The organism is Larkinella harenae (genome assembly GCF_054780515.1).
Genome location: NZ_BAAGWE010000008.1, coordinates 74,384 through 87,033 on the forward strand (window position 1 = coordinate 74,384; position 12,650 = coordinate 87,033).

The following is a 12,650-nucleotide window of genomic DNA, read 5'->3' on the forward strand; positions in this document are numbered from 1 at the left end:
TTGTAGAGACCCGGTATAGGGAATCACAAAAAAAGTCCTGGGCAAATGGGGTTTGCCCAGGACCATGGAAAGGGGTGTTCAGAAGTCTGTATCTATGAAGGAGAATACTCGCGGAACGTTCCATCTGTATAGAAGATGAGAATCCGCTCTATGGTTTTTTCTTCTATTTTTTTAGCTGTAGGCAATTGTGAAGGGGCTGAATACTGTGGGGCTTCTGCCACAATTTCAGGTTGTGAAACGGTTTTCCTGACTGGTTGTGGTGGTGCTTCGACCGTTCGCGCGTTCACATTTGTAAATGACGGTTGTTCATCTTCCAGTATCCAATCGTAACCTAGTTCGGGAAACCGGCGGATAATCTTCTGAATGATATCAAAACTTGGGCGGTTTCTACCCGATAAGATGTGTGAGATACTTGAACGTTGTACACCGATTTCATCGGCGAAATAAGAAGGAGTTAAGTTCTTGTCCTTCAGTACCTGTTTAATTTTGTCATTTACATTCATAACAAGCTTTTTTTAACAAAAGTAAATTATTTACAATGATAAACAAGCGCAAATTTATTACAAAAGTAAATTATGACAAATGTAAACAAGTGGAATCAAAAAAAGGCCAGCTTACAAATGTAAACCGGCCTTCATAAGATGTAAATTGATGGAGAAAAACAGTTTGTTAAACTGTCACATTATTTTCGCGTAGCGCGTCATTCAATGACGTTTTCAAATCGGTCGATTCTTTGCGTTGACCAATGATGAGTGCACACGGTACGTGGTAAACGCCTGCAGCAAACTCTTTAGCAATACTCCCCGGAATGACGACTGAATTGTCGGGAACATACCCACGATGTTCAACTGGAGATGCTCCGGTTACATCAATAATTTTAGAGCTGCCAGTAATGGTAACACCTGCTCCTAGTACGGCTTTCTTGCCTATATGAGCGCCTTCAACTACGATGCAACGGGAGCCAATAAAGGCACCGTCTTCCACAATCACAGGCGACGCCTGTGGTGGTTCCAGAACGCCACCGATTCCTACTCCCCCACTCAAATGAACATCCTTACCGATCTGAGCACAACTACCTACCGTAGCCCAGGTATCTACCATCGTCCCTTCATCTACATAAGCTCCGACATTTACATAAGATGGCATCAAGATCGCGCCTGGAGCAATAAAAGATCCGTACCGCGCCACCGCTGGTGGAACCACGCGAACTCCCCTTTTCTGGTAATCAGTCTTTAGAGGGATTTTATCATGAAACTCAAAAATGCCTACTTCCTGAGTTTGCATTGATCGGGAAACAAAATAAAGTAGAATAGCTTTCTTCACCCATTCATTAACTGTCCACTTCTCCCCTGCACTGTCAGGCTCTGCAACGCGCAGGCGCCCATGATCAAGTTCAGCAAGAACTTCCTGGATTACTTTTAAGGTTGCCGAATCGGTCAGCAATGTACGGTCCGACCAACAATTTTCAATAATACTCTTGTACTCCATAGTTCAAAAATTTAATTGCACTGTTAATTTATTTTTATGTATTTAATCTGCTGATAATAAGATTATTACGACTCTGGCAGTTTAAAGATTCTAATTGGATTTGTTATAATTGGCACTATACAATTGGCACTATCCTTTCACTTAAAAGGTTCGATTGATAGGGTGAGAAAAAGTGATCAATGTCGTCCTGTATTTAGTGTATGTTCGTAACATTATAATATAAATGCATTATATCAACTACCCTACTTGATTGCTCTAATACGATGAGCCGCCTTATTAATCTTTTGTTAACTACAATTGTTTTTACGCCTATTATTACTACTTCTACAACGGACCATAGTACCATGCTTCTCATACTATTCGTCTGTATTCATTCAATATTTCTCTTCTCGATATTGGCCGCCCGAACAGCTGCCCGCGTTATAGTGTCCCAACCTTCGAAGATTGCATTATAATGAATCGTACCTGTCACGCAGCGATTCATGGTCTAAGTAATTTTATACCTACGTTGGTGATTTGTAATTGAACCAGTAGAAAAAAATGATGGGGTGACAAAACTCTCTTCTGCCCACTTGAAAAAGTTAGAGGAGTTTCTGTATTCATCGTGCCCAATGAGCAAGAGGATTCCGTGAGAGAAGCTAGAATTGAATTTTGCTTTTTGATATACTTTTGACTGTTAATTTTTCACCATAAACTTTCGTTCAATCTATCAGTGTGAAGGTATTGATAATTCAAATGAATAAAAAAGGATTGCTAATAAAAACATGGTAGTTGTAGAGAATAAGGTAATATTCTAATCGCTAGGCGTAAAAAAAGAAAATGTATACTATTAAAATTAGTAAAATGCAGCACTTGTTTTAGTAATTTGCTAACTAATTAAACATTATATACTAATTTTTATACTATTTGACTAATTTAGATTTGCTAAAATACTAATTATGATGTCCGGCTTTGCAGCATTCTTTTTTATTTATCCCTATGCATACCTATTAGAGATGTTCTCTCCCTACCTTGCCCTTTTTCAAATTGTATTAATATCTTTGTAGCGTTCTTGTAACCAATTCTCAAACACACAATGGGCAAAATTAAAGTCGCCATCAACGGGTTCGGTCGCATAGGCCGATTGTCTTTTAGAAGACTTCTTGAAAAAGAAAATGTAGAAATCGTTGCCATCAACGACCTGACTGATAATGCAACGCTGGCACATTTATTAAAATACGATTCTGTTCATGGCAAATTTCAGGGCGAAATCGCATCTGACAGCGATAGTTTAACCATTAATGGAACACGCATTCATGCCTACGCTGAACGCGATCCTAAAGCATTACCTTGGGCTTCTCTCGGTGTAGATGTAGTTCTTGAATCAACCGGCCGATTCGTTGATGAAGCAGGTGCAGGCCAACATTTAACTGCTGGTGCCAAAAAAGTAGTTATCTCCGCTCCCGCTAAAGGCAACATTCCAACTGTTGTTTTAGGTGTGAATGAAGATACACTGAGTGGCGAGGAAACCATTCTTTCCAATGCTTCGTGTACGACAAACTGTCTAGCACCAATGGCCAAAGTCCTCGACGACGTTTTTGGAATTGAGAAAGGCTACATGACTACGGTACATGCTTATACAGCCGATCAAAATCTGCAGGATGCTCCTCATTCCGATCTGCGCCGGGCTCGGGCAGCTGCTCTGTCCATCGTTCCAACTTCAACCGGTGCTGCTAAAGCTGTTGGTTTAGTATTGCCGCAATTGAAGGGTAAACTGGACGGATATGCACTGCGTGTTCCCATTCCAGACGGTTCTGTAACGGATTTAACAGCAATCCTGAAACGGGAAGTAACAAAAGAAGAAATCAACGAGGCCATGAAAGCCGCAGCCGAAGGACCGCTGAAAGGTATTCTGGAATACTGTGTTGATGAGATCGTATCAACCGACATCGTTGGCAATCCCCACTCCTGCATCTTCGATTCCAAACTGACTTCGGCCAACGGAACGCTGGTTAAAATTGTAGGCTGGTACGACAACGAGTTTGGCTACTCAAGCCGCATTGCCGATCTGATTGCAAAATTGTAATATAAAAAGGCAAGGCAACAAAAAAGGCGGGGTTTTACTCCGCCTTTTTGCATTTTAAGTATTTTATGGAATACCCCTTTCGGTAAAAAATATCTTCATACCGGGTCTTAATACCGTAGTGAAGATCATTCATCTCAGACTGATAAAGATTCCGGGTGGTTACCAAATCCGAAAAACCGTGATCTGTTAGGGTAACTACACTGTAGTCAAAAAAATCATCGTGGTCGGTTTTCAGATGCAGCGTACCTGAAGCAGCCAGCACCTCGTGATACAATGCCAGAAAACGGGGCGCGGTCAGCCGGTTTTTAATTTGACTGATTCGCGGCTGGGGGTCTGGAAAGGTAATCCAGAGTTCATTCACCTCATCTTTTGCAAAGAAATCGAGTAATCGAAATACATCCGTCCGCAAAAACGCAACATTGGTCAGGCCCGCTTCCAGCGCTTGCTGGCTCCCTTGCGCAATTCGATCCCCTTTGCGATCAATTCCAATAAAATTCAGGTCAGGATAGTGTCGGGCCAGGCCCACCGTGTACTCCCCCCGCCCACAGGCTATTTCGACCACAATTGGATTCGTATTCTGGAAATAAACCTGCCGCCAATTTCCTTTAATCGTTTCAAAAAGCTCCTTCCCCGGTTCCAACACATTCGAACTGACGCGATTGTGCTCAAAACGGGCCAATTTATTTCTACTCACTATCGTTATAATTGATTTATTTCTGCAACAACATAGGTACTTCCGGTCACCAGGATACAATCGTCAGCCCCGGCACGTTCCAGCGCACTTTCCAGCGCCTGATTAACGGTTTTAAAAACCGCTCCCACCATACCATACTGACGAAATTCATTCGAGAGCGCTTCTGCATCCAGCGCCCGTGGAATATCAGGCTCACAAAAGTAATAATTTGCCTCTTCCGGAAACAGTTTGATTAGCTTCGACAAATCCTTGTCTTTCACAAATCCCAGCACCAGGTGCAGCGTACGGTATGAAACCGTCCTCAACGATTCGAGCACATTCCGAATTCCGGGTTCGTTATGCGCCGTGTCGCAAATAACGATTGGATTGCGTTGCAAAAACTGCCACCGGCCTTTCAACCCGGTTAATTCAACTACATTGGCAATTCCATACTGAAGCGCTGTAACAGAAACAGGAAATGGTGGAGAAGCACCATTGGTCTGCCAATCAGGCGAGGAAAGCTGATTGAGTGTGGTCAGAACACCGGCAACATTTTTCAGTTGATACGAGCCAAGCAAGCCAAGTTCAAGCGTAAACCCATTGCGATGGCTATCGACAATGGACAGCTGGCGCCGTTCTGCTTTGATTCCCTCATCCAGCACCTGAAAGCTTCCATCCGATGCAAATACAATCCGACTCCCACACTCCGCTGCTTTCAGACTAAACACCTCCTGTGTGTCAGAGTCTCGTTCACTAACCACCACCGGAACACCAGGTTTGATAATGCCGGCTTTCTCAAAGGCAATCTTCTCCAGACTGTCCCCCAAAATATCGCTATGATCCCATCCAATGTTTGTAATCAGGGACACCAAGGGCGTAATAATGTTCGTCGAATCAAGCCTTCCTCCCAACCCTACCTCTATTACCGCAATATCCACGCGCTGACGGGCGAAATAGTCGAAGGCCATAGCAACAGTCACCTCGAAGAAAGAAGGCCGCAAATCCTCGATAAACGCCTTATGATCGAGCACAAAGGCTGCTACCTCCGCTTCCGGGATTGGCAGACCGTCAATGCGGATTCGTTCCGTGAACGATTTTAAGTGGGGAGACGTGTACAGGGCAGTTTTGTACCCGGCGGCTTGCAGAACCGAAGCCAGCATGTGCGAAGAGCTTCCTTTGCCGTTGGTTCCCCCAACGTGGATGCTCCTGAACTGCTCATGTGGATTGCCCAGATAGGCACAAAAATGAAGTATATTATCCAGACCAGGTTTAATGGCCTTCGCTCCTACGCGGTGAAAAACCGGCAATTGCGCGTATAAATAAGCAATCGCTTCCGAATACGTCATTCGGTACTAATTTGATCGAATCTTAATTGTGTAAATTCCAGTAGATCTTGGTGGTGCAGAAGATCCTTTTGCTACTAACTGTAATTTATAAACCTGTTGTTTATAGAATTCTGTTACAGTTGGGCTCAGCTGTGTTTCTTTTAATCTAACATTAATTACATCCCCTCTATCATCCACCGTAATTTCAAATCTGATAACGCCACTTTCGCCGGAATTGTCCTGCGCAATGCGTGAACTGGCCAGTCGCCAACCTGCCATATTCAGCGAAACCCCCGATCCCGTACCGCCCGGCGTTCCGTAAAATTGTTTCGCGTTGATGTTTCCATCCGGATTTCCTTTATCACCGACGCCGGATGCGTCATCACCGTTGTTGTTTCCCCCAATTCCAGACGCTTTTCCCACAGTACCATTGGATCCACCCGAGGGAGACCGTTTATACAACGCATTGGCGTCCACCTTTTTCGGTTCGGCCACCGGTTCCGCTTTAGGCGGTGCAGGTGTTGGTTTTGGCGTAGTCGACTCGGCCTTTTTAGGGTCCGCCTTTTCCGGAACTGTTACCGGGCTTTCTATTTTGCTGGCAATATCCGGCTTCTCGGTAATGACTTTGCTCGGTTTAGCCTCTACAATTTTAGGAACAGGTGCGGTCGGTGTTTTTTCAACCCGCGAAGTGGTAGTCACTTTCGGATTTGGTTTGTCCTCTTCCTTCTTAACGTCTTCGGTATTTTTCGAATCGCTCGCTTTATTGTAGGTCTGGATGGAACCACTCCCCACCAGATCCGTGCCGAAATTGACATCGACGTATTCAATCGGTGGTGGCTCGGGAACCGACTGCCACAAGCGGATGTATAACAGCAGAAAAAAAAGCAGCGCGCACACAGCCGACGCACTGGCCAAAGCCGTTACCCGATATTCCTTCTCATTTTCGAGCGCAAATCGATTCATGCAAATACGTATTTAGGCATTAAACGCACCAACCGGGAGATCGTATTGCGTTCACCGGCAAAAATAAAACGAATTCGGGAATTGTTCAGTTCACACCATACAAAAAGGCAACCACCCAGGCTGCCTTTATCGGTTTATCTGCATAAAATAACTAATCAATCTTACAAACCCAGGCGCGAGCCCCCGCCAGCTTGCTTACTTTTTCGAGCGAAGCCAGAATTTCATCTTTATCGGATGAACCTACAGCGGCTACCTTCACCAGTTCTTTGGTCTTCGTCTGGGGAAGAATATAAGCGGTTTCAAACCCAGCCCGGCGCAATCGGTTCATCAATCGTTTTGCATTCGCTTTGCTGGAAAAACTGCCCGCGATGGCCAGGTAATAGGCCTCTTCCCGCTTCGGTTCAGCCACTACAACCGGTTCTTTCACAACTGGCGTTACCATGACTACAGGAGACGCGACCGGTACAACGGGTACTGTGCGCGTTGCTGCAGGTTCAGCGTCAACAACCGCAGTCCGCACGCTGTTTTTTTCGACGGGTTCGGTAGAAGCCGGAACAGCTTCCTCCTCCTGGGCAAAGAGTTCGAACGGATTCAGGCTACTAACCACCAGCGAAGGTGATTTCTTCACCGAAACAATCACCCCCAGCGAGCAAACCAGCAACACCGCAGCTGCCCAGGCCAAATACTGCCGACGAGTATTCGTTACCGGCATGGCAACAACTCGAGCTGGAACTTCTTCTGCCTCAACCGCAATCGGCGCTTCTTTCGGCAATTTCACTACTTCCTGGGGTACTTCCGTCTTCTCAACGGCGTTCACCAAACGCGCCGACACCGGTTGATACCCGTACGACTCGCCCTGAAAGTTATGCCGAATTTCGGGATCAAACTGAAGCTTTCCTTCCTCGTTTTCCGAGAAAAGCCCTACACCGTCGATGGCAAAGATTTGGCCTTGCCGGAGCGTTTGCTTCATTTCTTCCGCAAACTGCCGAATGGCCTGCCCTGCCGCTTCCCGCGTACAGCCGTCGTGCAGCATCATGTAATTGATCAATAACCCATCGTCCAGCTTAAGCGCTTCATTAAAAGCAATCTTCTTCCGGGGAGGCATATACATCCCGGTTGCTTCGACGAACGTAGCCGGCACATAATGCAGGATGAAGCCACCCAGCTCCGGAACAACGATGCAATCGTACTGAAACAGAAGTTTTTTTAGATAATCCGATACAGATACCATGAGCTTTCTAGTTGGGCATTGTCAAAAGCTGTACGACAATCCTCCGAGAAAGTTAAGCCCTTGTTGCGGATAATACAAATACCGCTGATAATTACCACCTATAATGTTATTTAACGAAACAAAAGCTGAAACCTGTTTTCCTAGGAAATAGTCAATTTTCAGGTTCAGATCCCAAATGGGTTTGAGGGTAAAAACCTGATTGGTAACGAAATTTTTTCCCTTCATACCCTGATAGTGGTACAAATCAACCGTGATAAACAATTTTTTATCCACAATAAACGAGTTGGCCCAGGAACCTGAGACGGTGGGCCGGTGCCAGGCTTCTTCCATTCGGGTTAAACTATAATCGTAGAAATCCGCCCGCAGGGTCGAGCGGAAAATTTCCTTATAGGTATACCCCACCTGCCCCGACACCGTCAGTACATGCGAACGATTGCCATCATACACCACAAAGAATTTGGAGGTATCCGGCCAGGTATTATTGAAGCCGTAGAAATTGCGGTAACGAGCGTACGAAACTTTTCCTTCGTACGAAATCCCGCCCCCAAGTTCTCCCTTGCTTCCCCCGTAGATATCCCAGGTTTTTTCCGTGTTGGCCAGCACCACCTGTGGAGCCAGCCACCGGTTTTCGCCCAGAAAACTCCGCAACGTGTTCCGGTTAATGTCCCCATCAACGCCCACAAAAAAGTGAATATTCCCCGCCGGAACCACATCGAGGTCGATAACGGGAAAAGCGCGCGTCCGGTTGATTGCCAGTCGCTTGTCCGATTCGTTAACAGCGTTAACCCCGAACGTAGCAGTCAGAAAAGAATTTGAATATTTAAAGGTCGGCTTCACACGGAACAGGTTCCGGTTATCAACCGGGCCGTCGGTACGCTGGGTAATGAATGCATCGGCCGCAAACAGCGCTACGAAGTTATCGGAAATCCCGACGGAGCCTTTCAGGTTCGTCGCCCAGTCCAACTCATTCACGTCATAATTGTCGGATAGATTGACAATTCCCGTCTTCAAAGAATAATCAATGGTTTGCTCGGGATTCACATTTTCAATCCCGACCCGAAACTGTGAGGTGGTCAGAACCTGGCGAATGGTCTGCCGGTCGATTTCCTGCGGGCGACGGTAACCGTAGAAATAAAAAGCTTCCCGGTCGTACCCCAGGTTGGCCGAGAGCTTGAATGCATCGGTCTGGTAATTTCCGTTGAGCTTGATCCGGTTTTCGCTCGTCGCCGAATTTTTCCCGTCAACCGGGCCCTGCGCAGACGACAAATGCTTGAACGAACCGTCTACCGAAAGATTTTCCATGACCTGCCCGCTCCCGAAGGCTTCCCCGTAAAAGGAGCCATAGTTACCGGCACCGGCTTTTATGTAATTGTTGAACAGCTCCTGCTGTTCGGCCTGAGCCGCCGGAAGCGGTAAAGCCGATGGCGACAGCTTCGGATCGCCCACCGACAACGACCGGTCATTAAATTCATACATCAACTTCCGCTGGTCCTGCGATGGTTTGATGGACGGTATTTTGTTAAAAAGCCGGTTGGCCGGCGGCATTTCAATTTTCCGGTTCTTCTCAATGGTGATCTCCTGATCATCGATCTCACCCTGCCGAACCGGGGGCGTCGTCGGACGCTGGGGTTGTTGCGCCCGCGCATCGATGGTATTCAGCAATAAGCTGCCCGTTACAATCAAAAGGAAAGCAAAATGATCGATCGATGCTTTTGGTACTGACATGTAGCTATTCGGTTTGGACCGGTGCATATCGGCTTAATGGTGTAAGTAATTACAGAACAACGACTAGTTGCGGTTGTCGAGCGCGGCCAGCTTCTGTTTGGCTTCCGTTATAATCTCCTGGCTTTCTGCGTTTTCAATGATCGAATTCAGAACGGCTTTGGCCTGGGCAATTTCATTCTGGGCAACGTTGTTATCCGCAACCAGAATAAAACCTTTGCCTTTCCAATAATCATATTGCGCAAAATCCGAATTAAACCGCAGCAAGGCATCAATGGACTCCTTGTACTTCTTGGTCCGGTACAACATATCTGCAATCCAGTAGTTGGCCTCCGCTCCCTGCTCATCTTTGGCCAGTGCCATGGTTTTTTCAAACTCCGTCGTAGCCTGCTTGTAATCCCCTTTGGCGTAGGCCACTTTTCCCAGCATCAATTGCGCCCGGTTCTGAGCTCCCGGCACCACGTTGCCCATCGACAGCACCTCGCGGGCCGCTACCTGGGTCGAATCGTAATTGCCCGTCGCATAGTACGTATCCATTAGGCCCAACACCGCCTGCGACCGTTCATTCTTGCTTTTCGACTGGGTTAACACCGCGCGGTAGTTGCGGATGGCCAGCGGGTAGTTTTTCTGTTGCCGTTCGATATCGGCCGCCCGGGCAGCCGCCCGCGTTACAAAGTCAGACTTGTTATCCGCAATGACGGTATAGAAGTACTTCAGGGCATTGGCCAAATCGTTGGAACGGTAGTATGAATCTGCCAGGTAATACCGGGCTTCATACGCCAGCGGACTGTTTGGATTGTCGTTGATAAACTCCAGTAAAGTCGTGATTGCCTGACCGTATTTCTCGTTGAAATATAAGCCTTTAGCATTCTCAAACTCAACCTTTTGTAGATCCGTGCTACCGGGGTTATTTTTCTTGTAGCTGGATAACGTACTGCTGAATTCGTCGGCGCGGCCCGCATCACTCAGGGCATTCTGAAGCCCCAGTAAGGCTCCGGATGCTGACGGGCTTCCACCGTACTGATCCAGAATACGTCGGTAGTCCTGAATAGCCGGTTCATACAGTTGCAGGTTCGTGCTGGCCGTGGCCCGCTTCAGCAAAGCCGCCGGAATCAGATAACTTTTGGGTTTGTCATTAATCAACCGGCTAAAACCGCGAATCGAAGCCTGGTAAGCTCCTTTTTCAAAATCCACATTAGCCGCCTGAAACAGGGCATCGTCAGCGTAGCGTGAATTGGGGAACTGGGTCAGAACTTTCTCAAACTGCGCCTTTGCTTCGGTATCCCGCTCCATGAAAGCCAGAATCATTCCTTTCTGGTAAGCCGCGTAATCCCGGTCAATACGGCCCTGCGCAATGGCATTGTCGTAATACCGCATGGCTTCGTTATAGTTCTTGGTTGCAAAGTAGCTGTCGGCCACCCGAACCGTGGCATCTTCCAACGCCTGCTTGTCCGAGGTTCCGGATTTGGCAATGAAATCCCGGAAATAGGTAACTGCCTGCGCGTAATTTTTCTTGTTGTACGACGCGTACCCTAAAGCATACAGACTTTTGCCCTGCAATTCGGCATTCGCATTGCTGCGCAACACCTGCTGATACAGCGGAATAGCCTCATCGTATTTGCGCTGGGCCGAGAAAGTTTCGGCTTTCCAGAACAGGGCATTATTGCGCAGGTCGGCATCGACGGGATTTTTCAGCGATTTGTCAAAAAGCACCAGCGCCTGATCGTAACGCTCGGCGTTGAAATCATTTACCGCCTGGTTGTACGTGATGCGCTGGTACGACGCGTTGATGCGCGGGGTTCGCCGTTTCAGCCCTTCAATGTATGAAATGGCCGCGCCGTAATTATTGGAGGAAAAGTACGCTTCACTCAACAACTCATTCGACTCGTTTTCGAATTTGCTGTTCGGGTATTTTCGCAGAAATTCCGTAAACTCCTTCACCGCATCGCCCCCGTTGTTCAGATCGAGTTGCAGCTTGGCGTGGTTGAACTGGGATTCTTCCTGAATATCTTTATTGAAGCCCAGACGCGCCGACTGATCGAAGGCATTCAGGGCAAAACTCGGATTGGAGGTTTGCAGGTAGCTAATGCCCATCCGGTAGGCCGAATACTGCGCAATCGTGTCTTTCCCCGCCGACACATTTTTCAGGGCTGCAATCGTTCCCTGGTAATCCCCGGTTTTGAACAGCGCATCGCCGTACCGGAACTGAACCGCCGGCGGCACACTACGCCCTTTCGTATTACTGTATTGTTTATAAAACGGAATAGCTTTCGCGTATTCATCTTTTTTATAAAGCACCTCCGCCGTAAAAAGTGCGACATCGGCCAATTGAGCCGCATTGCCCCGGTTGCGTTGCAGTAAAGGCTGGGCGTAAGCCAGTAATTGATCGTACTGGCCAGCCTTATACATCGACTGCACAATCCAGTTGGGAACCTCATTCTGGTAGGTGGGGTTCTGTTCGATCCGGCGGAAGTCACTGATGGCTTCCCGGTAATTACCCTGCCGGAAGTTGATCACCCCCGCGTAGTACGAAGCCGCCGGAGCCTGTTCCAGGCCGGGGTCCTGTTTGATCTGGTTCAGCAAGGGCAATGCCTGCCGCAAATCCTGCTTCGAATAGTAGGCCATGGCCAGCAGGTACTTGCTTTCGGCCTGTCCATACGCGTTCGAATTATTTTTAATGGCTTTCTCCAGGTACGTAATCGCCCGGTCGTAATCGGCTTTGTCGAAATAATACTTGCCCAGATCCCCGTACAGCAAGCCCGCTTTGGGGTGTTCGCGGTGGTTCTTCACAAACCGGTCTACCTGCACCTCCGCTTCCGGAATGTCCAGGTACAAACCAGATAGGGCGATGTAATATTCCGCCGAAATCGCGTTCTGATCACTGATGTTCGTGATCGGTTTCTTCCGTTCCAGGTACTGCAGGAACTCCTGCCGCGCGGCCGCGTAGTTGTTTTTCTCGAACCACTCCAGTCCGTTCCGGAACAGGGCATCGGGTTCTGTATAACTTAGTGTTCGCTGGGCGGATACCGGAATCGTCAGCACCGAGCAGGTTACTAAGACCGATAATTGAAATGCTTTTCCAAACAGGGTCGGACGCATATGTTGGCGTTAATCTAATTTTCTTTATCGTAATGCCGTTATTACTTTTGTAGGTCGTAAGAACGGTTTTTACCATCTGAAAAC

At 47.4% G+C, this 12,650-nt stretch carries 9 protein-coding genes; 1 reads left to right on the plus strand and 8 read right to left on the minus strand.

Annotation, left to right across the window (positions count from 1 at the left end):
* Positions 1–92 precede the first annotated feature (92 nt).
* Both ACYVH9_RS26270 and ACYVH9_RS26275 read right to left on the minus strand, forming a co-directional pair.
* A complete protein-coding gene (locus ACYVH9_RS26270; protein WP_460639407.1) occupies positions 93–503 on the minus strand; it encodes a helix-turn-helix transcriptional regulator in 411 nt (136 codons plus the stop codon).
* A 166-nt stretch (positions 504–669) separates the two neighbouring features.
* The gene (locus ACYVH9_RS26275) at positions 670–1,488 is read right to left on the minus strand and encodes a 2,3,4,5-tetrahydropyridine-2,6-dicarboxylate N-succinyltransferase (RefSeq protein WP_460639408.1); all 819 of its coding nucleotides are present in this window, start codon (positions 1,486–1,488) and stop codon (positions 670–672) included.
* Positions 1,489–2,563: 1,075 nt separating this feature from the next.
* On the opposite strand from ACYVH9_RS26275, the gene gap reads away from it, so the two are divergent.
* Positions 2,564–3,553 (plus strand): type I glyceraldehyde-3-phosphate dehydrogenase, encoded by a 990-nt coding sequence (gap, locus tag ACYVH9_RS26280; RefSeq protein WP_460639409.1) that lies wholly within the window; start codon positions 2,564–2,566, stop codon positions 3,551–3,553.
* Positions 3,554–3,587: 34 nt separating this feature from the next.
* On the opposite strand, the gene trmB is transcribed toward gap, so the two are convergent.
* The 6 genes from trmB to ACYVH9_RS26310 all read right to left on the minus strand — a co-directional run bounded on the left by trmB (position 3,588) and on the right by ACYVH9_RS26310 (position 12,566).
* Entirely contained in the window at positions 3,588–4,247 is a 660-nt protein-coding gene (gene trmB, locus ACYVH9_RS26285; protein ID WP_460639410.1) for a tRNA (guanosine(46)-N7)-methyltransferase TrmB, read from the minus strand.
* A 5-nt stretch (positions 4,248–4,252) separates the two neighbouring features.
* Positions 4,253–5,572 carry a bifunctional folylpolyglutamate synthase/dihydrofolate synthase gene (locus ACYVH9_RS26290; protein WP_460639411.1) on the minus strand — a complete coding sequence of 440 codons (1,320 nt, stop codon included), beginning with the start codon at positions 5,570–5,572 and terminating at the stop codon, positions 4,253–4,255.
* Between the two features lie 6 nt (positions 5,573–5,578).
* Entirely contained in the window at positions 5,579–6,514 is a 936-nt protein-coding gene (locus ACYVH9_RS26295) for a hypothetical protein (protein ID WP_460639412.1), read from the minus strand.
* A 151-nt stretch (positions 6,515–6,665) separates the two neighbouring features.
* The gene (locus ACYVH9_RS26300; protein ID WP_460639413.1) at positions 6,666–7,745 is read right to left on the minus strand and encodes an HU domain-containing protein; all 1,080 of its coding nucleotides are present in this window, start codon (positions 7,743–7,745) and stop codon (positions 6,666–6,668) included.
* A 21-nt stretch (positions 7,746–7,766) separates the two neighbouring features.
* The gene (locus ACYVH9_RS26305) at positions 7,767–9,470 is read right to left on the minus strand and encodes a TonB-dependent receptor (protein WP_460639414.1); all 1,704 of its coding nucleotides are present in this window, start codon (positions 9,468–9,470) and stop codon (positions 7,767–7,769) included.
* Between the two features lie 63 nt (positions 9,471–9,533).
* On the minus strand, positions 9,534–12,566 hold the full coding sequence (locus ACYVH9_RS26310) for a tetratricopeptide repeat protein (RefSeq protein ID WP_460639415.1): 3,033 nt from the start codon (positions 12,564–12,566) through the stop codon (positions 9,534–9,536).
* Positions 12,567–12,650 lie beyond the last annotated feature (84 nt).